Raw genomic sequence first — 22,305 nt, forward strand, 5'->3', positions numbered from 1 at the left:
CTCACCTCGTGCCGGGGGCGGGGTGCGAGGACTTGCGGCTGGGCACGATCCGGTCCACCAGCCCGTATTCCAGGGCGGCTTGGGCGTCCAGGACCTTGTCCCGCTCGATGTCCGCGGCGACTCGCTCCGGGCTCTGTCCGGTGTGCCGTACGAGCATCTCTTCCAGCTGGGTACGGACCCGGCCCAACTCCTCGGCCTGAATGGCGAGATCGCTCGCCTGTCCGTGCACCGGCTCGGACAGGGAAGGCTGGTGGATGAGCACCCGTGCCCCCGGCAGCGCGCTCCGCTTGCCCGGAGTACCCGCGGCCAGCAGTACGGCCGCCGCGGAGGCCGCCTGCCCCAGACAGATCGTCTCCACCTCGCAGGTGACGAACTGCATCGTGTCGTAGATCGCCGTCATCGCACTGAAGGAGCCGCCGGGGGAGTTGATGTACAGCGAGATGTCCCGGTCGGGCGCCAGGTATTCGAGGTGCATGAACTGCGCCATCACATCGTTCGCCGACGTGTCGTCGACCGGCGTGCCGAGAAAGACGATCCGCTCCTCCAGCAGTTTCGAGTACGGATCCAGCGTCCGGCTCCCGGCACTGGTGCGTTCGGTGAACTCGGGCAGGACATAGCGGGCTGACGGTTCGTGCATGTCGTTCATGGCGCACGCCTCCTCGATGGCTTCCGTAAAAAATGTACAGGACGTACAGAGTCCTGCGCGAGGTGCTCGCTTAAGCTGGAGGACATGGCCTACGAGATTCCGGTGACGCAAGCCAGGGCTGAACTCGCCGACCTGATCAACAAGGTGGTGTACGGCGGTGAGCGCGTCGTCGTGACGCGGCACGGCAAGCCCCTCGTGGCCCTGGTCTCCGCGGCCGACCTGGAGCGCCTCAACGAGCTGGACGCGGCCGAGGGTCAGATCGTCAGCGCGGTCTCCACCGTCCGCGAGGTGGCCGCGGCTCCCGTCGAGCGGCAGCGGTTCGGCATCGCGGCGGAGCATCGGCGGCCCGGGACGCACTGAACCAACGGGCGGGTGGCAGGGCACGCGAAGACCGGGTGCCCCCGTCCGCTACAGCGGGGGCACCCGGTCGGTCCGGTGGTCCGGTGATTCGGTTGATGCTGTCGGCTCAGGACGTCACGAGGTCACGAGGTCCCGGGGGCGGGATCCCCCGGCCGTCACCGGCTTGCTGCTTCCGTCCTCCTTACGGCGCTTCAGCGCGCTGCCCAGCAGGACCGCGCCGAGGCCCAGCGCCGCCCACCAGGTCAGGGTCAGGGCGGGGCCCAGGGCCGCCGCGCCGTCGAAGAACGACACCGAGCGCAGCAGGGAGGCGCCCGCACCCGGCGGCAGCCACTGACCGATCGTGCCGACCGGCTCCGGCAGCAGCTGAGGGGCGCCGGACGCGCCGGAGAACGGGTTGCCGAGCAGGACGATCAGCAGACCGCCGAGGCCGATGCCCGGGGAGCCGAGAAGTGCGGCGAATCCGGCGACCGCGCCGCTCACCGCGAGGGTGGTCAGCCCCAGAGCGGAGGCCTCCGCCCACCAGTCGCCGGTGAGCACGCCAAGCCAGCTGTGCGCGATCGAGGCCGCGGCAACACCGACCAGGAGCGAGGCGCCGAGCAGCGTGCCGGCCGCGCGCACCCCGCGCAGCCCGAGCAGGGTGACCACCGCGCCGGCGGCCACACCGGCCAGCGCCAGCGGCAGCACGCTCGCACCGAAGGCGGCACCGCGCGGGTCGTCGGCGGCGGCCGGGACGACGTCCACTGTCCTGACCGGCGCACCGGACTGACCGGACTGCGCCGCCTGTTCGCTCACCACCTGCTGGAGGAGCTGGGCGACGAGCGGGCTCGCGGCCGTCGCGGTGAGCAGCTCCGGCCCTTCGGCGGTGACGACGACCGCACCGTATACGGTCCGGTCCTCGATGGCGTCGCGGGCGGCGGCCTCGTCGGCGTAGCGGTGGATCTCGAAGGCGCCCTCGTGAGCGGACAGTTGCTTCTCGATCTGGGTGACCGCGGTGGCCGGGCCCGCCACGCCGAGGGGCAGGTCGCGGGGTGCCGTACGGGCGGCGGGCCAGGCGAAGGCCCAGAGCGCCAGTGCGACCAGGACCGGGACCAGGACGACCACGGCGATCATGCGGCGGCGGTGCGACGGTGAGGGCTGGGGTCGGGGGTGGGGCTGCGGGCTCGTAGCGGAGGCGGTGGGCACGGATTTTCTCCTGTCGAAAGAGGATGCCTGGAGACGATGTCTAAAAAGAAGGATCGTTCGTTTTAGGTACGTCACCACCGTCCTGCGGTCGGTGCGTCTTGTCAAGAAGGAATGTTCGTTTTACTTTGTGGGGCATGGCCCGCGTATCCCAGGAACACCTCGACGCCCGACGCCGTCAGATCCTCGACGGGGCGGCGCTCTGCTTCGCCCGCAACGGCTTCCACGCCACGTCGATGCAGGACGTGCTCAAGGAGGTCGACCTCTCGGCGGGGGCCGTCTACCGCTACTTCGGCGGCAAGGAAGAGCTGATCGGCGCCATCGTCACCGAAGTGCTGGCCGAGGTCGGCGACGCCTTCGAGGCCGCGGTCGGACAGAACCCGCCTCCGCCGCCGGACGTGATCGTGGGCCGGGTGATGGGCCGGATGCTGGGCCTGCGCCCGGGGATGACGCACGAGGGAGTGTCGGTCTTTCCGCGGCTGATCATCCAGGTGTGGGCCGAGACCCTGCGCAACGACGAGCTGTCGAAGGCGCTGGACGAGGGGTACGCCAAGGTGCGCACGGCCTGGGTGCGGCTGGTCGAGCGGTACCAGGAAACCGGGATGATGCGGGCCGACGTACCCGCCGAGAGCGTCGCACGGACGATGATCGCGGCGGCTCAGGGCTTCGTCGCGCAGATGGCCCTATTCGGTGCCGCACCGGTGGAAGTGCTCCAGGAGGGCCTGCGCGGTCTGATGAGCATGGGCGGCCCCGCCCCCACGGACCCGAACCGATCACCGGCCGGTTAACGTCCTCGAAACCCCGGCCAACTAGCGTGCCCATCTCGCCACCAGCGGTTTTGGTGGCATCGGCAACCGGACCCCGCACGGTCCGGAGCGAGGATGTGAGGTGGGACGCCGTGCAACTGACCCCGCACGAGCAGGAGAGGCTGCTGATCCATGTGGCCGCCGACGTGGCCGAGAAGCGCCGGGCCCGCGGGCTCAAACTGAACCACCCCGAGGCGGTCGCGCTGATCACCTCGCACATCCTTGAAGGCGCCCGTGACGGCCGTACCGTCGCCGAGCTGATGTCCTCCGGACGCAAGCTGCTGACCAGGGACGACGTCATGTCGGGCATCCCCGAGATGATCCACGACGTCCAGGTCGAGGCGACCTTCCCGGACGGCACCAAGCTCGTCACCGTCCACGACCCGATCGTCTGAGGGGAGGGGCTGCCGTGATACCCGGAGAGATCCTGTTCGCCGACGGACCCGTTGTGTACAACGAGGGCCGAGAGGTCACGTCGATGACCGTCCTGAACGCCGCCGACCGGCCCGTCCAGGTCGGCTCCCACTACCACTTCGCCGAGGCCAACCCCGGCCTGGAGTTCGACCGTGCGGCAGCGCGCGGCAAGCGGCTCAACATCGCCGCCGGCACCGCCGTGCGCTTCGAACCCGGGATTCCCGTCGGCGTAGAACTTGTTCCGCTCGCCGGCGCGCGCATCGTGCCCGGACTGCGCGGGGAGACCGGAGGTGCCCTCGATGCCTGAGATCTCGCGTGCCGCGTACGCCGACCTGTTCGGCCCCACCACCGGTGACCGTATCCGGCTCGCCGACACCGACCTGCTGATCGAGATCGAGGAGGACCGCAGCGGCGGCCCCGGACTCGCCGGTGACGAGGCGGTGTTCGGCGGTGGCAAGGTCATCCGCGAATCCATGGGCCAGGCCCGCGCTACGCGCGCAGACGGCACCCCGGACACGGTCATCACGGGCGCGGTGATCGTCGACCACTGGGGGATCATCAAGGCCGACATCGGTCTGCGCGACGGCCGGATCACCGGCATCGGCAAGGCCGGCAACCCCGACACGATGGACGGGATCCATCCCGACCTGGTCATCGGTCCGGAGACCGAGATCATCGCGGGCAACGGCCGGATCGTGACGGCGGGAGCGATCGACGCGCACGTCCACCTGATCTGCCCGCAGATCGCCGACGAGGCGCTCGCGTCCGGCATCACGACACTCGTCGGGGGTGGCACGGGTCCGGCCGAGGGGTCGAAGGCGACCACGGTGACCCCCGGCCCCTGGCACCTCGCCCGGATGCTGGAGGCGATGGAGCAGTACCCGCTCAACTTCGGCCTGCTCGGCAAGGGCAACACCGTCTCGCACGACGCGATGATGTCGCAGATCCGCGGCGGCGCCCTCGGCCTGAAGATCCACGAGGACTGGGGCTCGACCCCGGCCGCCATCGACGCGGCCCTGACCGTCGCCGACCTCACCGGCATCCAGGTCGCCATCCACACGGACACCCTCAACGAGGCCGGCTTCGTCGCCGACACGCTCGCCGCGATCGCGGGCCGCGGTATCCACGCGTACCACACCGAGGGTGCGGGCGGCGGGCACGCCCCGGACATCATGTCGGTGGTCTCCGAGCCGCACGTGCTGCCGAGTTCGACCAATCCGACGCGGCCGTACACCGTCAACACCGCCGAGGAACACCTCGACATGCTGATGGTCTGCCACCACCTGAACCCGGCGGTGCCGGAGGATCTGGCGTTCGCCGAGTCGCGGATCCGGCCGTCGACGATCGGGGCCGAGGACATCCTGCACGACCTGGGCGCGATCTCGATCATCTCGTCCGACGCGCAGGCGATGGGGCGGGTCGGCGAGGTCATCATGCGGACCTGGCAGACGGCCCATGTGATGAAGCGGCGCCGGGGTGCGCTGCCGGGCGACGGCCGCGCCGACAACCATCGAGTACGTCGCTATGTCGCCAAGTACACGATCAACCCGGCCCTCGCGCAGGGCCTCGCGCGGGAGATCGGCTCCGTGGAGACGGGCAAGCTCGCCGACCTGGTCCTCTGGGAGCCCGCGTTCTTCGGCGTCAAGCCGCACCTCGTCATCAAGGGCGGGCAGATCGCGTACGCGCAGATGGGCGACGCGAACGCCTCGATCCCGACTCCGCAGCCGATCCTGCCCCGGCCCATGTTCGGGGCGATCGGGCGGGCGCCCGCCTCCAACTCCTTCAACTTCGTGTCCCAGCTGGCCATCGAGGACGGGTTGCCCGAGCGGCTCCAGCTGGGGAAGAGGTTCGTCGCGATCGAGTCGACCCGGGGGGTGACCAAGGCCGACATGCGGGAGAACGACGCGCGTCCGGACGTACGGATCAACCCCGACAGCTTCGCCGTGCACATCGACGGGGAACTGGTCGAGGCCACTCCGGCCGCCGAACTGCCCATGACCCAGCGCTACTTCCTGTTCTGATGAGCAGGGCAGCGCTTCTCGTCCTGGCAGACGGCCGCTTCCCCGCCGGAGGGCACGCGCACTCCGGCGGGGCCGAGGCGGCCGTCAAGGCCGCGCGGATCACCGGGGCCGCGAGCCTGGAGGACTTCTGCCGGGGCCGGTTGCACACGGCGGGGCTGGTGTCGGCGGCGCTGGCCGCCGCGGCGGCGCTGGGCGTCGATCCGGTGGAGCTGGACGCTGCGGCCGACGCGCGGACACCGTCACCGGCGTTGCGGATCGCGGCGCGCAAGCTGGGGCGGCAGCTGATGCGGGCGGCGCGGGCGACCTGGCCGTCGGCCGAACTGGACGCGCTGGCACGGGAGTTCCCCAAGGGGGCGCATCAGCCGGTGGTGCTGGGGCTTGCGGCGCGGGCGGCGGGGCTGGGGGCCGTGGACGCGGCGTACTGCTCCGTGTACGAGTGTGTCAGCGGGCCCGCGTCGGCGACGGTTCGGTTGCTGAGTCTTGATCCGTTCGATGCGACCGGGGTGCTGGCTCGGTTGGCGCCGGAGCTGGATCGCGTCGCGGATCGGGCGGTGGAGGCGGCTCTGGGGGTGGGGGCCGGGGGTGGCGTTGATGCGCTGCCTGCGGCTTCTGCGCCGATGTTGGAGGTGAGTGCGGAGGGGCATGCTGCTTGGGCGGTACGTCTGTTCGCGTCGTAGGTGTTTCGCCCCCGCCGCCCCTACCCGTTCCCATCCCTGGGGGCTGCCGCCCCCAGACCCCCGCTACGGCCCTGAAACGGGCCTCGTCCTCAAACGCCGGACGGGCTGAAATGCCGGACGGGCTGAAATGCCAGAACTGGAGCCGTATCTCATGCACCTCGACCACTCCCACGACGGCCCCGCCGCCGTAAGTGCCGACGCGCACCGGCCCGACGGGGCCCGTCGTGCCCTGCGGATCGGGCTCGGTGGGCCCGTGGGGTCCGGGAAGACCGCTACCGTCGCCGCGCTCTGCCGTGCCCTGCGCGAAGAGCTGTCCCTCGCTGTCGTCACGAACGACATCTACACCCGCGAGGACGCCGAGTTCCTGCTGCGCGAGGCGGTGCTGCCGCCCGAGCGGATCACCGCCGTCGAGACGGGCGCCTGCCCGCACACCGCGATCCGGGACGACATCTCCGCCAACCTCGAAGCCGTCGAGGACCTGGAGGACGAGGTCGGGCCGCTCGACATCGTGCTCGTCGAGTCAGGCGGCGACAATCTCACCGCCACCTTCTCCAAGGGGCTCGTCGACGCGCAGATCTTCGTCATCGACGTGGCCGGCGGGGACGACATTCCGCGTAAGGGCGGTCCCGGCGTGACTACCGCCGACCTGCTCGTCGTCAACAAGACGGACCTCGCGCCGTACGTCGGCTCCGACCTCGGCCGGATGGCCGCCGACGCGAAGGCGGCACGAGGCGAGATGCCCGTCGTCTTCCAGTCGCTGCGCAGCGAGGCCGGCGTCGCGGAGGTCACCCTCTGGGTGCGGGCGCAGCTCGCGGCGTGGACGGCATGACCGTCGGCGTACGGGCCACCGCGCGGATCGTCGCCCGGGACGACGGCCGGGGCGGTACCGCCCTGCCGGTGCTCGACGGCGACGGGCCGCTGGCACTGCGGCGCATCCGCGCGCACGGCGACGAGGCTCGCGTCATGCTGGTCGGCGCCATGAGCGGGCCGCTCGGCGGCGACCACTTCACCGTCGAGGCGGAGGTGCAGGAGGGTGCCCGACTGCACCTGGCCTCCGCCGCGGCCACCATCGCCCTGCCCGGCCAGGCGAAGGGCGAGTCTCGTTACGACGTGCGGCTGAGCGTCGCCGACGGGGGTGAACTCCGTTGGCTGCCCGAGCAGTTGATCTGCGCCCAGGGCAGCGAGCTGTACGTCGGCACGCGCGTCGATCTCGCACCGGGTGCCCGGCTGGTGTTCCGCGAGGAGCAGGTGCTCGGGCGGGCCGGTGAGGAGCCCGGGCGGCTCGGCAGCCGTCTCACGGTGCGGGTCGGGGGGCGCGTCATCCTTGACCAGGAGCTGGCCTGCGGTCCCGGAGCGCCGGGCGGCTGGGACGGGCCCGCTGTGCTGGCGGGGCATCGTGCCCTTGGGCAACTCGTCGTCGTACGGCCGGAGTTCGTGGACGCGCCGGTCGAGGCGCGGCTGCTGGGGGACGGGGCCGCGCTCGTTCCGCTGGCCGGACCCGCCGCTCTGGTGACCGCGCTGGCGCCGGACGCGCTGCGGCTGCGCCGGGTGCTGGACGAGGCGTTGGCGGCCTTGGAGCCGTAGTCCGTCGGGCCGATCGCGTGATCATGCCAAATCCGTCCACCGCACCGGATATCCGCTGAGCGGAACTCGCCTCACCGTTTATCGGATTGGCAAAAAACGCCGTCCGCCCCTGTTCACAGCTGCCGCACAGCGGCGAGGATCCCCGTAACCATCTCAACTACGTACGGGGAGGTCCCACTTGAGAGGCACCAGACCGACGAGGCGAGCCGCAGCGCTCGTCACGGCGACCCTGATAGCCGGCGCCGTCGCGGCGCCCTCGGCCAGTGCGGACGCCCGCCACGGTCAGGACCGTGAGACGCGCGGCGCGACGATCGCCGCCGCACGGGCCGCGCAGGCCGGAATCGACTGGCAGGACTGCCCGGCCGACTGGGGTCTGGAGAAGCCGATCAAGTGCGGCTGGGTCACGGTGCCGCTCGACTACGCGAAGCCGTACGGCAAGCAGATCAAGCTCGCCGTCGACCGCATCGGCAACACGGGGACGGAGGGGGAGCGGCAAGGCGCGCTCATTTACAACCCCGGCGGTCCCGGCGGTCCCGGTGGCTCCGGGCTGCGCTTCCCGCGCCGGGTCACGACCAAGAACCCGCTGTGGGTCAACGTCTCGAAGGCGTACGACTTCGTGGGCTTCGACCCGCGCGGAGTCGGCCACTCGGCGCCCATCTCCTGCGCCGACCCCCAGGAGTTCGTGAAGGCGCCCAAGCCGGACCCGGTACCGGACTCGGAGGCGGACAAGCGCGCCCAGCGCAAGTCGGCCCGTGAGTACGCCGAGGGCTGCTACGAGCGCAGCGGCGAGATGCTCCCGCACATGACCACGCCGAACACCGTGCGCGACCTGGACGTCATCCGTGCCGCGCTGGGGGAGAAGAAGCTCAACTTCCTCGGGGTGTCGTACGGGACGTACATCGCGGCCGTCTACGGGACGCTGTACCCGAACCACGTCCGCCGCATGATCGCCGACAGCGTCGTCAACCCGTCGCGCGAAAAGATCTGGTACGAGGCCAACCTCGACCAGGACGTCGCTTTCGAGATGCGCTGGAACGACTGGCAGGACTGGGTCGCCAAGAACGACGCCGTCTTCCACCTCGGCACCACGCGGGCCCAAGTCCAGGCGAAGTGGCTGGAGTTGCGGGCCACCGCGAAGAAGAACCCGATCGGCGGGCTCGTCGGACCGGCCGAGCTGATCGGCTTCTTCCAGGGCGCCCCGTACTACGACTCGTCGTGGATCCCGGTCGCCACCGTGTTCAGCAAGTACTTCGCCGGGGACATCCAGGCACTCGTCGACGCGGCGGCCCCCGACCTCACGGACACCGCGGGCAACGCGGCCTCGGAGAACGGCAACGCCGTCTACACGGCCGTCGAGTGCACCGACGCCAAGTGGCCCACCAGCTGGAAGAAGTGGGACCGCGACAACACCGAGCTGCACAAGAACTACCCGTTCCTGACCTGGGCCAACGCCTGGATGAACCTGCCGTGCGCGACCTGGCCGGTCAAGCAGCAGACCCCGGTGAACGTGAAGTCCGGCAAGGGCCTGCCGCCGGTGCTGATCGTGCAGGCCGAGCGTGACGCGGCCACCCCCTACCAGGGTGGCCTCGAGCTGCACAAGCGCTTCAAGGGTTCCCGTCTGATCACCGAGAAGGACGCGGGCTCCCACGGCGTGACCGGGCTCGTCAACCCGTGCATCAACGAGCGCGTGGACACCTACCTGCTCACCGGCAAGGTCGACGCGGCGGACGTGACCTGCGCCCCGCACGCCACACCGAAGCCGTAACAGCCGCTGGTAGTTGGTAGTTGGTAGTACAGAGGTGAGGGGCGGCCGGAAACTCTTCCGGCCGCCCCGCTCTCATGATGCCGACCAGGCGTCCTCCGCCGCGTAGTCGAAGAGGTCGCCGTACGTCTCGAACATCTTCGGATACGCCTCCCGCCAGTCCCGCCCGGCCAGTTGGCCCTCGATCCAGGCGACGGTCTCCGGCAGGCTCTCCGCGTACCGGACGACGGGCCGGTAGCCCAACTCCCGTTCGGCGGCGGACATGTCGCACACCACGGGCACGGGAACCGACCACGGGGTGTCGCCCACGGCGGGTGCCGGCGGCGGACCGTCCACCAGGACGTTCTCCACCTCGACCCCCATCACGGCGTCGATCGCCCCGGCGATCTCCGCCACCGTCGGCGCCTCCGGATCGACGGCGTTGAGGACCCGGGCACCCGGCCGCGCGGCGGCCAGCCGGACCAGCTCGGCGAGGTTGTGGACGCTCGCCGGATGGAAACGGCTCCGGCCGCCGTAGGCGAGGACGCGGCGGCGCCGTCCGTCCAGGTTGCGCTTGACGAAGTACAGTTCGCGCGGGGTACGGCAGTACGGCCCGTGGATCGCGCCCGCCCGCAGCAGTGTGGCCGGCAACTGGTCTGCGACGGCGAGGAGTTCGCGTTCGAGGCCCGCCTTCCGGGTGCTGTACGAGCTCTCGTCCGGCTCGATGGTGCGCTGGTCCTCGGTGAGGGGGACGGGGTACTCGGGGAAGCCGTCGGGGTCGCCCTGTGTGTCGAAGTTCCGCCCCTTGTCGTCCTCGTACACGGACAGGCTGGAGATGACCACGGCCGACCCGACCCGGTCGGCGAACCCGGCCAACTGCCGTGCGTGCCCCGGCCCGTAGGCCACCATGTCCACGAGGACGTCACAGTCGCCGCCCACAGCCGCCGCCAGCGCCGCGTCGTCGTCCCGGTCGGCCGCCGCGACCCGTACGTCCTCCGGCCAGCTCGCGTCCCGACCGCCGCCCCGCGAGACGGCGGTCACCTCCCACCCGTCCCCGGCGAGTGCCCGCACGGCCACCCGCCCGATCTGCCCGGTCGCCCCGATCACCACAGCTCGTCTCATGGAACGACGGTAACCGCCGACCCCGCCAAAACCGGCGGGGATTAGCCACGAGCAGATCCCGGCTACGAGGAAGGCATCAACTGAGGGGTATGCGCGGGAACTTGCGCCCCCGCTCGGCCTTCTCGGCGGCCTTCTTCGCGGTCTCCTCCGCCTTGGCGACGGCTGCGTACTGGTCGACGTACTCCTGCTCGGAGAGGGTGAGGATGGCGTACATGATCTCGTCGGTGATGGCCCGCAGGACCGCCTTCTCGTCCTCCATCCCGAGGTAGCGGGAGAAGTCGAGGGGCTTGCCGAAGCGGATCACCACGGGATGGAGGTTCGGGATGACCTTGCCGGGCGGCTGCGCCTCGAAGGTCCCGATCATCGCGCAGGGGATGACGGGCACCCGGCCCTTGAGAGCCATCACGGCGACCCCGACCTTGCCCTTGTACAGTCGCCCGTCGTGCGAGCGCGTGCCCTCCGGGTAGATGCCGAGCAGCTCGTCCTTGCTGAGCACGCCGAGCCCTTCACGGATCGCGGCCTGCCCCGCCTCCTTGCCGGACCGGTCCACCGGGATCTGGCCGGCACTGCGGAAGAAGAACGCGGTCAGGCGCCCCTTGATACCGGGACCGGTGAAGTACTCGGCCTTCGCGAGAAAGGTGATGCGCCGCTTGAGGATCGCGGGCATCAGGAAGTGGTCCGAGAACGACAGGTGATTGCCGGCCACGATGGCGGCGCCCGACGACGGCACGTGTTCGAGCCCCTCGATCCGCGGCCGGAAGACCAGTCTCAGCAGCGGCCCGATAAGCACGTATTTGAGCACGTAATAGAACAAAGGGTCGCTCCTCACTCCGTCGGGATCGGCTCAACCGCCGCGTTCCAACAGATAAACGCAGGTCAACGGGGTGCGCATCGGGGTCGTCAGTGTATGTGCAGGCGGGGTCGGCCGGTACCGGGTGTGATTGCGCCGACGTCACCCGGCCATCCTCACAGCCGTACGACGATCAACGCGGTGTCGTCGGTTGCGCCACCCGGTGGCAGCAGTTCCGACAGGACGGCGTCGGCGAGTGGTTCCGGGTCCGCCGTGCGGTGGCGGGTGAGGGCGGCGGCGAGGCGGCTCAGGCCGATGTCGATGTCCTCGCGGCGCCGTTCGACCAGGCCGTCGGTGTACAGGACGAGGGTGGAGCCGTCGGTGAACGTGGTGTCGGCCTGAGGGCGGGGGACCGGGTCGGGGCGGGCGTCGAGCGGGGGATCGGTGGCCCGGTCCAGGAACTCCACGCGGCCGTCGGGGTGGACCAGCGCGGGCGGGGGGTGTCCCGCGCTGCTGTAGGTGATGGTGCGGCGGTCGAAGTCGATGAACGTCGTGACGGCGGTGGCCGATTCGGCGCCGTCGACCACATGCGCGTACCGGCCCAGGACGTCCAGGGCCTGAGCGGGGCCCTCGGCGACCCGGGAGGTGGCGCTGAGCGCGCTGCGCAGCTGGCCCATGACACCGGCCGCCGCCAGACCGTGGCCGACCACGTCGCCCACGGACACGCCGATGCGGTCGCCGCCCACCAGGTCGACCAGGTCGTACCAGTCCCCGCATACGTTCAGCGCGCCCACCGCGGGCCGGTAGCGCACGGCGGCTCGGTGGTGGCCCACCTGCCGACGGGCCGGCAGCATCGCCTCCTGGAGGACGAGGGCCACCTCGCGCTCACGGGCGTGCGCCTGCCGCAGGCGCTCGTTGAGGTCCTGCAACTCGCGGGCCCGTGTGTACAGTTCGGCCTCCAGCACGCGGGTCCTGGTACTGCCCCCGGGGCCCCGGGCCCGGATCAGTTCGGTGACCTCCTCGACCCGGTGCACCAGGATCAGCACCTGCCCGTCCGGGCCGAGCACCGGCGCGTTGACCGGGCTCCAGTAGCGTTCCTCCCACTCGCCGGGCCGGTCGGGGCACTCCACGTCGTACCGCTGGAGGGCCATGGTGTCGCGCTCGCCGGTGGCCAGTACCCGGCGCAGGGAGGCCTCCAGGTTGCGCATGCCCGTCGCGGTGGGGTCGTTCGGGTTGTCGGGGAAGACGTCGAACAGATGGCGGCCGACCAGATCCTGGCGTTTGCGCCCGGTCAGGCGCAGGAACTCCTCGTTGGCGTCCACGTACACCAGCTCGGGCGTCAGCAGGGCCACCATGCCGGGCAGGGCCTGGAACACCGCCGTGTAGTCGATCGCTGTCTCGTTCATCGTTCCCGCCTCACCACCGGGACCACATCAGTTTCCCACGTCATGCCGGGTATGCACCGGCTCCGTCCGTCACTCGAGTGGATCCGTGAGGGACTGCTCGGCCCAGATGATCTTCCCCTCGGGGACGAAGCGGGTGCCCCACCGCTGGGTGAACTGGGAGACCAGCAGCAGTCCGCGCCCGCCCTCGTCGGTGGTGCGCGGATGGCGCAGCCGGGGTGCGGTGGCGGCGCCGTCGAAGACCTCGCAGATCAGCGCGCGGTCCCTGATCAGCCGGAGCCGAATGGGGGCGGTGGCATGCCGGATGGCGTTGGTGACGAGCTCGCTGACGACCAGCTCCGTGGTGAAGGCCAGCTCCTCGAGACCCCAGTCCGTGAGCTGCCGGGTTGCCTCCTTGCGGGCGTCGGCGACGACACTCGGGTCGGCGGGCAGGTCCCAGTCCGCGACCTGGTCGGCGCCCAGCAGCCTGGTCTGGGCCATCAGCAGGGCCACGTCGTCGTTCGGGCGCGCCGGCATCAGGGCGTCGACCACGGCCCGGCAGCGCACCCCGAGCGACGGCGCCGGCCGTTCCAGCGCCCGGCGCAGCCGGTCCCGGGCCATGTCGTCGGTGCCGTTCTCCCCGTGGGCCAGCAGGCCGTCGGTGTGCAGGGCGAGCGTGCTGCCCTCCGCCAGGGCCAGCTCGACCGACTCGAAGGGCAGTCCGCCGGCGCCGAGCGGCGACCCCTGGGGCAGGTCGACGAACGTGACCGTGCCGTCGGGCAGGACGACAGCGGGCGCGGGATGGCCGGCGGCGGCCATGGTGCACTGCCCGTCCACCGGGTCGTAGACGACGTACAGGCACCCGGAGCCCACGGCCTGGGCAGTGCTGTCGGCCGCGGCCGTGTCCGGTTCGACGCCCTCCTCGCGGGCCGCGTGCGCGACCAGGTCGTCGAGGCGGGCGAGCACCTCCTCGGGCGGCAGATCCAGGGCCGCGAGGGTCCGTACGGCCGTCCGCAGCCGCCCCATGGCCGCCGCGGCGTCGATCCCGTGACCGGGCACCTCGCCCACGACGAGGGCGACGCGTGCGCCGGACAGCGGGACGAGGTCGTACCAGTCGCCGCCGAGGCCGGTCAGCTCGTCGGCCGGCCGGTACTCCGCGGCGACCTCCACGGCGTCCTGGTCGGGCAGCCGGTGGGGGAGCAGGCTGCGCTGGAGGACCAGGGCGGCGTCGCGCTCGCGGGTGTAGCGCCGGGCGTTGTCCACGCAGACGGCAGCCCGGGAGACGAGGTCCTCGGCCAGGCTGAGGTCGTCCTCGTCGAACGGTTCCTGGCGGTGGCGCCGGAAGAACGTGGTGATCCCGAGGGTGACCCCCCGTGCCTGGACGGGGACGATCATCACACTGTGCAGCCCGAGCTCCAGGAAGGTGGCCGCCCGGCCGCCGGTGATGCCGGTGGCCCACTCCTCGGCGAGGGGGTCGAGGCGCCGCTCGCGCCAGGGCCGGCCGGTGGTGAGACAGTGCAGCGGGGGTGAGCCGGCCTGGTAGTCGGCCACGTCGCCGATACGGACGACGGTCTCCGGGACGTTGTCGTGCACCGATTTGTGGCCGGCCCGGCGCAGCGGCACCGGATCCCTCTCGCTCAGCGGCCCGGCCGGGAGCTCCGCGCCCCTCAGCACCGGTTCCAGCAGGTCCACGGCGACGCAGTCGGCGAAGGCCGGCACCACCACGTCGGCCAGCTCCTGCGCGGTGCGCACGATGTCCAGGCTGCGGCCGATCTGCTCGCCCGCCCGGTCGAGCAGGGCCAGCCGCTGCCGGGCGCGGTGCCGCTCGGTGATGTCCACGACGGTGTAGTAGACGCCCATCGGGTGACCCCGGTCGTCCTCGAGCCGGGTGAAGGACAGCACGTGCGCCGTCTCCCGATGGGGCGCGGAACGTACGTGGCCCACGTGCTCGTACCCGACCACCGGCTCCCCGGTCTCCAGCACGTGCCGCATCTGCGCCTCGATCGCCTCGGAGTCGATGCCCGGCTGGACGTCCGCCAGTCGCAGCCCCAGCCGCTGCCTCGGGGGCCCGCCGCCGAACTTTTCCAGGGCGGCGTTCGACCAGACGAAGCGCAGGCCCGCGTCCACGATCGCTATGCCGACCGGTGATCCCGCGACCATCTGCTCCAGCACCGTGCGGCTCATGTCCCAGCCGGCGGCCCCCGCCATCTCCGACAGCAGCACCAGCCACTGCGCGGGTCCCCCGGACTCCAGGGCCGAGGTGATCCGCACCATGACCCGGACCGGTTGCCCGTCCTTGCGCCGGGCGGTGAGCAGCCCCGCCCAGCCGCCGTCCCTGCGGCACCGCTCGGCCAGCTCCGGCAGGCGTCCGGCGTCCTCGGCGGACAGCAAGCCGGCCACATTCCTGCCCACCACCTCGGAGGGCGCGTACGCCAGCAGCCGCTGGGCGTCCAGGGTCCAGCTCGTCACCACGCCCCGCGCGTCGAGCAGCACGGGCGCGGCGTCCGCCACGTCGAACGGCTGCCGGGCGACGTACTGCTCCTCGTATGTGCCCACGGCCGCCCTCTCTGTCGCTGAGAGTGGTCTACCACCTCTTGTCCCAGTCTTCACCCTGCGCGGGCACGACGGCCGGTCCACGGGGGCGGTCCCCGTGGACCCACCGGTGCCGGATCAGCCCTGTCCGAGCACCCTCTCCAGCGTCCCGACGGCCGACCTCAGCTCCTCGCCCGTGACCGTCAGCGGCGGCGCCAGCCGGATCGTCGAGCCGTGGGTGTCCTTGACCAGGATCCCGGCCCGCATCAGCCGTTCGCTGATCTCCCGCCCGGTACCGATGGCCGGGTCGATGTCGACCCCCGCCCACAGCCCGCGCGAGCGGAACCCGACCACGCCCTTGCCGACGAGCCCGGTCAGTGCGTCCCGCAGGACGACGCCCAACTCCTGCGCCCTGCGCTGGAATTCGCCGGTCTCCAGCAGCTCGACCACGGCCTGGCCGACCGCCGCGGCGAGGGGGTTGCCGCCGAACGTCGAACCGTGTTCGCCCGGACGCAGTACCCCGAGCACGTCCCGGCGCCCGACCACCGCCGACACCGGCACGATGCCGCCGCCCAGGGCCTTGCCGAGCAGCAGCAGGTCCGGGACGACGCCCTCGTGGTCCACCGCCAGCGTGCGGCCGGTGCGGCCCAGGCCCGACTGGATCTCGTCCGCGACGAACAAGCAGCCCTTGCGGCGCGTCAGTTCGCGTACGCCGGTCAGATAGCCGTCGTCCGGGATGAGGACACCCGCCTCGCCCTGGATGGGCTCCAGAAGGACTGCCGCCGTCGTCTCGTCGATGGCCTCCTCCAGCGCCGCCAGGTCGTTGTACGGGACGATCCGGAAGCCCGGCGTGAACGGCCCGAAGCCCGCTCGCGCGCTCTCGTCCGTCGAGAAGCTGACGATCGTCGTCGTACGGCCGTGGAAGTTGTCCGCCGCCACCACGATCGTCGCCCGGTCGGCGGGCACGCCCTTCACGTCGTACGCCCATTTGCGGGCCACCTTGACGGCGCTCTCGACCGCCTCCGCGCCGGTGTTCATCGGCAGGACCATCTCCTGGCCCGTCAACTCGGCCAGAGAGGTGGCGAACTGGGCCAGCCGGTCGTTGTGGAAGGCGCGGGAAGTGAGTGTGAGGCGGTCCAGCTGGCGGTGCGCCGCCTCGATCAGCGCCGGGTGGCGGTGGCCGAAGTTGAGGGCCGAGTAGCCCGCCAGCATGTCCAGATAGCGGCGGCCCTCGACGTCCTCCACCCAGGCGCCCTCGGCCCGGGCCACGACCACGGGCAGCGGGTGGTAGTTGTGCGCGAGGACCGGCTCCTCGGCGCGGATCAGGTCGGCGGAGGTACGGGTGCTCGTGGTCGTGGGTGCGGTCATGAGCGGATCTCCTGTGTGCAGCACTTGATGCCGCCGCCGGCCTTGCGGAACTCCGACAGGTCGACGGGGACGGGAAGGTAGCCGTGGCGCGTCAGTTCGGCGGCGAGAGCGGTGGCGGCCGGGTCGATGAAGACGCGATGGCCGTCCGAGACCGAGTTCAGGCCGAAAGTCAGCGCGTCCTCGCGGGTCGCCACGACCGCGTCCGGATACAGCCGCCGCAGCACCTCGCGGCTGCCCGGCGAGAACGCCTCCGGGTAGTACACGATGTTTCCGTCGTGGTTGTCGTCCAGCACGAACAGCGCCGTGTCCAGGTGGTAGAAGTACGGGTCCACCAGCTGGAGCCCGATCACCGGGATGCCGAAGTACTCCTGCACCTCGTGATGGGCCGCACGGGTCGTACGGAAGCCCGTGCCGGCCAGGATCCAGCGGCCGGCCGGGACCAGGTCGCCCTCGCCCTCGCACACCGACTCGGGGCGGTACACGTCGAAGCCCGCCGACTTGAACCACGTCTCGTACGCGGTCGACTCGGGGCGGCGCTCGGGGGCGTGGAAGGAGGAGCCGAAGACACGGCCGTCGACGACGACCGCCGAGTTCGCGGCGAACACCATGTCGGGGAGACCGGCGACCGGCTCCACGGTGTCCACCGTGTGGCCGTGGGCGCGGTAGGCGCTGATCAGCGAGCGCCACTGCTCCTGGGCCAGATCTACATCGACCCTGGTGTCGGGGTTCATCCAGGGGTTGATCGCGTACTGCACGGCGAAGTGTCTGGGTTCACAGACGAGAAAGCGCCGGGATCGCGGCACACGGCTTTCGGGCACAGAGGGGTTCCTCCGCTTCCTGCGGTGTCCAGTGGGATGCATCCACGGTAGGAACCGACCCCTACGCCCGACAAGTGACAACGATTGCGTGTCCGCGCAGGAATCCTGCGTCTTTCACTGCCTCAACGCAGATCTGATGCGTTTCCCGAAGTGTTGTTCGGGGCGGGGTGCGTGGCGCCCGCCTCGGGGCTTTCCGGGAGGAGGTGGGACAGCACCATGTAGCTGATCGTCTTCCGGATGAACGGCTCCCTGCGGATGCGCTCCAGCACGTTCTCGAAGTGCCCCACATCCGTCGCCCGCACATGCAGGAGGGCGTCCGCGCCGCCCGTCACCGTCATCGCCGCCGTGATCTCCGGATGGTTGCGCACCACCTCCGCGAGCCGTCGCGGCGGCGCCGCTCCCTCGCAGTACACCTCGACGTACGCCTCCGTGCGCCAGCCGAGGGCCGACGGCTCCACCGTCGCCGTGAACCCCGTGATCACGCCCGACTCGCGCAGCCGGTCCACGCGCCGCTTCACCGCCGTGGCCGACAGACCGATCGCCCCGCCGATCTCCGCGAAGCTCGTACGGGCGTTCGCCATCAGGGCCGTGATGATCTTCCGGTCGAGCTCGTCGAAAGGCGCAGGCCTGCTGTTCACCCGGGCACTGTATCCAGCGACAGCCGGGCACCGCCCCCATCCGCGGCTTGCACGTCCGGCACATGTGCACACGTACGAATTCCACCTACACTCCACCTTCATGCTGCGCGCCCTCGCCGTCGACGACGAACGCCCCTCCCTGGAGGAGCTGCTCTACCTGCTGAACGCGGACCCGCGGATCGGCAGCGCCGAGGGCGCCGGTGACGCGACCGAGGCACTGCGCCGCATCAACCGCGCCCTGCAGTCGGGGCCCGGCGGGCCCGAGGCCATCGACGTCGTGTTCCTCGACATCCACATGCCCGGCCTCGACGGCCTCGACCTGGCCCGTCTGCTCACCGGGTTCGCCAAGCCGCCGCTCGTCGTGTTCGTCACCGCCCACGAGGACTTCGCCGTCCAGGCCTTCGACCTCAAGGCCGTGGACTACGTGCTGAAACCCGTACGCAAGGAACGGCTCGCCGAGGCCATCCGCAGAGCCGCCGAACTGCGCGACAGCGCCCCCCTGGTCCCGGTGCCCATACCCGTGCACGAACCCGACCCCGACCACATACCCGTCGAGCTCGGCGGCGTGACCCGTTTCGTCGCCGTCGACGACATCACCCACGCCGAGGCCCAGGGCGACTACGCCCGCCTGCACACCGACCGGGGCAGCCACCTCGTACGCATCCCGCTCTCCACCCTGGAGGAACGCTGGCGGGCCCGTGGGTTCGTCCGCATCCACCGCCGCCATCTCGTCGCCCTGCGCCACATCGGCGAGCTGCGCCTCGACGCGGGGACGGTCAGTGTCCTGGTCGGCTCCGAGGAACTCCAGGTCAGCAGGCGGCACGCCCGGGAACTCCGGGACCTGCTGATGCGCCGGCCGACGAGCTGAGGGGCGGGATCCAGCCATGCCCCAGGACCCGGTCGAACGCCGCGTCGTCGTCACCGGCCCGCCCCGGCGCGTCCGCCGCACCTCCGGCTACTACCGGCCGCGCACCGAGATCGACGAACAGACCACCCTCGGCCACACCTACGTCCGGTCCCTGATGCGCTCCCAACTCCGCGCCGCATTCGGTGTGTTCGCGGTGCTCGCGCTGCTGATCGCCCCGCTCCCGCTGCTCTTCGCGGCGATGCCCGACGCCCACCACCTGGAGTGGCTGATCCTCGGCTTCGGCCTCTACCTGCCCCTGGTCCTGCTCGCCCGCTGGTACGTGCGGCGCGCCGAACGCAACGAGCGGGACTTCGTCCGGCTGGTCGAGGACCAGGAAAGGTGAACGAGAACTACGCCGTCCCCGCCGTCGCCCTCGTCGTCGTGGCGACGGTCTTCGTCGGCGCGTTCGGCCTGCGCATCTCCCGCACCACCTCCGACTTCTACGTCGCCTCCCGCACCGTCGGCCCCCGTCTCAACGCCGCCGCGATCAGCGGCGAGTACCTCTCCGCCGCCTCCTTCCTCGGCATCGCCGGACTGGTCCTCGTCCAGGGCCCCGACATGCTCTGGTACCCCGTCGGCTACACCGCCGGCTACCTCCTCCTGCTCCTCTTCGTCGCCGCCCCGCTGCGCCGCTCCGGGGCCTACACGCTCCCCGACTTCGCCGAGGCCCGCCTCGCCTCCCAGGCCGTACGACGGCTCGCCGGTGCCTTCGTGGTGGGGGTCGGCTGGCTCTATCTGCTGCCCCAACTCCAGGGCGCCGGGCTGACGTTGGCGGTGCTGACCGACGCACCCGACTGGGTCGGCGGGGTCATCGTCGCCGTCGTGGTGGTCGCCACCGTCGCCGCCGGCGGCATGCGCAGCATCACCTTCGTGCAGGCCTTCCAGTACTGGCTGAAACTCACCGCACTCCTCGTCCCCGCTCTCTTCCTCGTCCTCGCCTGGCAGGGCGACGGCGCCCCACGCCACGCCTTCGACGAACCGGCGACCTTCCGCGAACAGCGCGTCGTCCGCGTCGAGGACGGCCTCGACCTGAAGCTGAAGACCCCGCTCACCGTCACCGTGACCGGCACCGTCGACGGCCGCCCCCACCGGGACCAGGTCCTCCACCTCCCCGCCGGCACCCACCACATCGACCCCGGCACCCGCCTCACCTTCGCCAAGGGTGCCGCCGTCCCCGCGGCCGACCGCGGCACCAACGGCGGCATGTCGACCTCCCTCGCCGAGGGACGCGAGGAACGCCCGCTGTACGCCACGTACGGCCTGATCCTCGCCACCTTCCTCGGCACCATGGGCCTGCCGCACGTCGTCGTCCGCTTCTACACCAGCCCCCACGGCGTCGCCGCCCGCCGCACCACCGTCGCCGTCCTCGGCCTCATCGGCGCCTTCTACCTCCTCCCGCCCGTCTACGGCGCCCTGGGCCGCCTCTACGCCCCCGAGCTGGCCCTCACCTCCGACGCCGACGCCTCCGTCCTCCTGCTGCCCGACCGCGTGATCGGCGGCCTCGGCGGCGACCTGCTGGGCGCGCTGGTGGCCGGCGGCGCCTTCGCCGCGTTCCTGTCCACGGCGTCGGGGCTCACCATGGCCGTCGCCGGCGTCCTCACCCAGGACGTCCTGCCCACCCGCGGCGTACGGCACTTCCGGCTCGGTACGGTCATCGCCATGGCCGTACCCCTCGCCGCCAGCGTCATCGTCGGCGGGCTCCCGGTCGCCGACGCCGTCGGGCTCGCGTTCGCCGTGTCCGCGTCGTCCTTCTGCCCGCTGCTCGTCCTCGGCATCTGGTGGCGCCGGCTGACCCCGCCGGGCGCCGCCGCCGGGATGCTCGTCGGCGGGGGCTCCGCGCTCCTCGCCGTGGCCGCGACCATGGCGGGCTTCCCGGGCACGGGCGCGCTGCACGCCCTGCTGGCCTGGCCCGCCCTCTGGTCAGTGCCGCTGGGCTTCCTCACCATGGTCCTGGTGTCCCTGGCCACCCCGGGCCGCGTCCCGGCCGGTACGGCGGCCATCCTGGCCCGCTTCCACCTGCCGGAGGAGCTGTCCGGGGCGCACGGCGGTCATGGCGGCCACGGTCTCGCAGGAGGGGCCCGCACGGAGGTGACGAGGACATGAGCGGATTCCTGGCCGGGCTCTGCGTGGCCATCCTCCCGTTGCTCGCCGCCGGCTTCTGGCTCGGCCGGCGCACCGCCCGCCCCGAACGCCTCGGCGGCCTCGGCACCCCGGTCGAGCACGCCACCTTCGAGACCCTGCACACGGCGTCCCTCGCCGCGCCGCCCCTGCGCGCCGGCCTCACCGAGGAGACCGCCCGCCGCTCCGCCCGCCGACTGCGCACCCTCCTCGGCACCGACGCCCTCTGCCTCACCGACCAGAAGTCGGTCCTCGTCTGGGACGGCGTCGGCGAACACCACCGCGCCGAGATCATGGAACGCCTAGCCGGCCCCCTGGAAACCGGCCGCGGCGAAGCCTTCCGCCTCACCTGCGACGCCCCGGACTGCCCCCTGCGCTGGGCCGTCGTGGCCCCCCTCACCGTCGACGACCGCGTCCACGGCGCCCTCGTCGCCTGCGCGCCCCGCGAGTCCGCGGTCCTGGTCCGCGCCACCGGAGAGGTCGCCCGCTGGGTCTCCGTCCAGTTGGAGTTGGCGGACCTCGACCAGTCCCGCACCCGCCTGATAGAGGCCGAGATCAAGGCACTTCGCGCCCAGATCTCCCCGCACTTCATCTTCAACTCGCTCGCGGTGATCGCCTCGTTCGTCCGCACCGACCCCGAGCGTGCCCGCGAACTGCTCCTGGAATTCGCCGACTTCACCCGCTACTCGTTCCGCAGGCACGGCGACTTCACCACCCTCGCCGAGGAACTCCACGCCATCGACCACTACTTGGCCCTGGTCCGCGCACGCTTCGGCGACCGCCTCTCCGTCACCCTCCAGATCGCCCCCGAGGTGCTCCCGGTCGCCCTGCCCTTCCTCTGCCTCCAGCCCCTCGTGGAGAACGCCGTCAAACACGGCCTGGAGGGCAGGTCGGCGTTCGCCGGCAAGAGCCACATCAGCATCACCGCCCAGGACGCGGGCGCCGAGGCCCTGGTCGTCATCGAGGACGACGGCGCTGGCATGGACCCGGTACTGCTCCGCCGTATCCTCGCGGGTGAGGTCAGCCCGTCCGGCGGCATCGGCCTCTCGAACGTGGACGACCGGCTCCGCCAGGTCTACGGCGACGACCACGGCCTCGTCATCGAGACCGCCCTGGGCGCGGGCATGAAGATCACCGCCCGGCTGCCGAAGTACCAGCCGGGCGTGCACTCCGCAGGACGGCTCTTCCAGGAGTGACGTGGA

Annotated in this window: 22 protein-coding genes; 13 read left to right on the forward strand and 9 right to left on the reverse strand. The window is 71.4% G+C overall.

All coding sequences use genetic code 11. The annotated features are described in order from the left end of the window. Position 1: 1 nt before the first annotated feature. Complete coding sequence (locus ACH4TV_RS41195; RefSeq protein WP_398406528.1) at positions 2 to 637, reverse strand: ATP-dependent Clp protease proteolytic subunit; 636 nt, start codon at positions 635 to 637, stop codon at positions 2 to 4. 93 nt (positions 638 to 730) lie between these two features. Here ACH4TV_RS41195 and ACH4TV_RS41200 point away from each other — a divergent pair, with 93 nt between their 5' ends. Beyond that, entirely contained in the window at positions 731 to 1,006 is a 276-nt protein-coding gene (locus ACH4TV_RS41200) for a type II toxin-antitoxin system Phd/YefM family antitoxin (protein WP_398406493.1), read from the forward strand. Positions 1,007 to 1,120: 114 nt separating this feature from the next. Here ACH4TV_RS41200 and ACH4TV_RS41205 read toward each other — a convergent pair whose 3' ends face one another. Next, on the reverse strand, positions 1,121 to 2,116 hold the full coding sequence (locus ACH4TV_RS41205) for an ABC transporter permease (RefSeq protein WP_398406529.1): 996 nt from the start codon (positions 2,114 to 2,116) through the stop codon (positions 1,121 to 1,123). A gap of 206 nt (positions 2,117 to 2,322) precedes the next feature. Between ACH4TV_RS41205 and ACH4TV_RS41210 the strand changes: the two genes are divergently transcribed. From ACH4TV_RS41210 to ACH4TV_RS41245, 8 genes are all read left to right on the forward strand, one after another. Beyond that, positions 2,323 to 2,973: a TetR/AcrR family transcriptional regulator gene (locus ACH4TV_RS41210; RefSeq protein ID WP_398406494.1), complete on the forward strand. Its 651-nt coding sequence runs from the start codon at positions 2,323 to 2,325 to the stop codon at positions 2,971 to 2,973. Positions 2,974 to 3,083: 110 nt separating this feature from the next. Beyond that, on the forward strand, positions 3,084 to 3,386 hold the full coding sequence (locus ACH4TV_RS41215; protein WP_398406495.1) for an urease subunit gamma: 303 nt from the start codon (positions 3,084 to 3,086) through the stop codon (positions 3,384 to 3,386). A gap of 14 nt (positions 3,387 to 3,400) precedes the next feature. Next, entirely contained in the window at positions 3,401 to 3,712 is a 312-nt protein-coding gene (locus ACH4TV_RS41220; protein WP_398406496.1) for an urease subunit beta, read from the forward strand. Beyond that, a complete protein-coding gene (locus ACH4TV_RS41225) occupies positions 3,705 to 5,426 on the forward strand; it encodes an urease subunit alpha (RefSeq protein WP_398406497.1) in 1,722 nt (573 codons plus the stop codon). The genes ACH4TV_RS41220 and ACH4TV_RS41225 overlap by 8 nt, the downstream gene beginning before the upstream one ends. After that, entirely contained in the window at positions 5,426 to 6,103 is a 678-nt protein-coding gene (locus ACH4TV_RS41230; RefSeq protein WP_398406498.1) for an urease accessory protein UreF, read from the forward strand. Before ACH4TV_RS41225 ends, ACH4TV_RS41230 begins: the two co-directional genes overlap by 1 nt. 151 nt (positions 6,104 to 6,254) lie before the next feature. Further along, positions 6,255 to 6,932, forward strand: a complete 678-nt coding sequence (gene ureG / locus ACH4TV_RS41235; RefSeq protein ID WP_398406530.1) for an urease accessory protein UreG — start codon at positions 6,255 to 6,257, stop codon at positions 6,930 to 6,932. Beyond that, positions 6,929 to 7,687, forward strand: coding sequence for an urease accessory protein UreD (locus ACH4TV_RS41240; protein WP_398406531.1), 759 nt, complete (start codon positions 6,929 to 6,931; stop codon positions 7,685 to 7,687). Before ureG ends, ACH4TV_RS41240 begins: the two co-directional genes overlap by 4 nt. 178 nt (positions 7,688 to 7,865) lie before the next feature. After that, positions 7,866 to 9,452, forward strand: coding sequence for an alpha/beta hydrolase (locus tag ACH4TV_RS41245; protein ID WP_398406499.1), 1,587 nt, complete (start codon positions 7,866 to 7,868; stop codon positions 9,450 to 9,452). Between the two features lie 72 nt (positions 9,453 to 9,524). Here ACH4TV_RS41245 and ACH4TV_RS41250 read toward each other — a convergent pair whose 3' ends face one another. From ACH4TV_RS41250 to ACH4TV_RS41280, 7 genes are all read right to left on the reverse strand, one after another. After that, positions 9,525 to 10,538, reverse strand: a complete 1,014-nt coding sequence (locus tag ACH4TV_RS41250; protein ID WP_398406532.1) for an NAD-dependent epimerase/dehydratase family protein — start codon at positions 10,536 to 10,538, stop codon at positions 9,525 to 9,527. An 88-nt stretch (positions 10,539 to 10,626) separates the two neighbouring features. Further along, positions 10,627 to 11,364 (reverse strand): lysophospholipid acyltransferase family protein, encoded by a 738-nt coding sequence (locus ACH4TV_RS41255; RefSeq protein ID WP_398406500.1) that lies wholly within the window; start codon positions 11,362 to 11,364, stop codon positions 10,627 to 10,629. 152 nt (positions 11,365 to 11,516) lie between these two features. Further along, positions 11,517 to 12,746, reverse strand: coding sequence for a PP2C family protein-serine/threonine phosphatase (locus tag ACH4TV_RS41260; protein WP_398406501.1), 1,230 nt, complete (start codon positions 12,744 to 12,746; stop codon positions 11,517 to 11,519). A 69-nt stretch (positions 12,747 to 12,815) separates the two neighbouring features. Next, positions 12,816 to 15,278, reverse strand: a complete 2,463-nt coding sequence (locus ACH4TV_RS41265) for a SpoIIE family protein phosphatase (RefSeq protein WP_398406502.1) — start codon at positions 15,276 to 15,278, stop codon at positions 12,816 to 12,818. A gap of 114 nt (positions 15,279 to 15,392) precedes the next feature. Beyond that, positions 15,393 to 16,622, reverse strand: a complete 1,230-nt coding sequence (gene rocD, locus ACH4TV_RS41270) for an ornithine--oxo-acid transaminase (RefSeq protein ID WP_398406503.1) — start codon at positions 16,620 to 16,622, stop codon at positions 15,393 to 15,395. Beyond that, entirely contained in the window at positions 16,619 to 17,440 is an 822-nt protein-coding gene (gene ddaH / locus ACH4TV_RS41275) for a dimethylargininase (RefSeq protein WP_398406504.1), read from the reverse strand. The genes rocD and ddaH overlap by 4 nt, the downstream gene beginning before the upstream one ends. Before the next feature lie 122 nt (positions 17,441 to 17,562). Beyond that, on the reverse strand, positions 17,563 to 18,078 hold the full coding sequence (locus tag ACH4TV_RS41280) for an Lrp/AsnC family transcriptional regulator (RefSeq protein ID WP_398406505.1): 516 nt from the start codon (positions 18,076 to 18,078) through the stop codon (positions 17,563 to 17,565). 100 nt (positions 18,079 to 18,178) lie between these two features. Between ACH4TV_RS41280 and ACH4TV_RS41285 the strand changes: the two genes are divergently transcribed. The 4 genes from ACH4TV_RS41285 to ACH4TV_RS41300 are packed head-to-tail and all read left to right on the forward strand — an operon-like array spanning position 18,179 to position 22,299. Then, positions 18,179 to 18,946 (forward strand): LytR/AlgR family response regulator transcription factor, encoded by a 768-nt coding sequence (locus ACH4TV_RS41285; RefSeq protein WP_398406506.1) that lies wholly within the window; start codon positions 18,179 to 18,181, stop codon positions 18,944 to 18,946. A 16-nt stretch (positions 18,947 to 18,962) separates the two neighbouring features. Beyond that, positions 18,963 to 19,328, forward strand: a complete 366-nt coding sequence (locus ACH4TV_RS41290) for a hypothetical protein (RefSeq protein ID WP_398406507.1) — start codon at positions 18,963 to 18,965, stop codon at positions 19,326 to 19,328. Beyond that, a complete protein-coding gene (locus ACH4TV_RS41295) occupies positions 19,325 to 21,088 on the forward strand; it encodes a cation acetate symporter (protein ID WP_398406508.1) in 1,764 nt (587 codons plus the stop codon). Before ACH4TV_RS41290 ends, ACH4TV_RS41295 begins: the two co-directional genes overlap by 4 nt. Then, positions 21,085 to 22,299, forward strand: a complete 1,215-nt coding sequence (locus ACH4TV_RS41300) for a sensor histidine kinase (RefSeq protein WP_398406510.1) — start codon at positions 21,085 to 21,087, stop codon at positions 22,297 to 22,299. The genes ACH4TV_RS41295 and ACH4TV_RS41300 overlap by 4 nt, the downstream gene beginning before the upstream one ends. Positions 22,300 to 22,305 lie beyond the last annotated feature (6 nt).

Source organism: Streptomyces sp. NPDC020898 (assembly GCF_044333925.1).
Classification (GTDB): Bacteria; Actinomycetota; Actinomycetes; order Streptomycetales; family Streptomycetaceae; genus Streptomyces.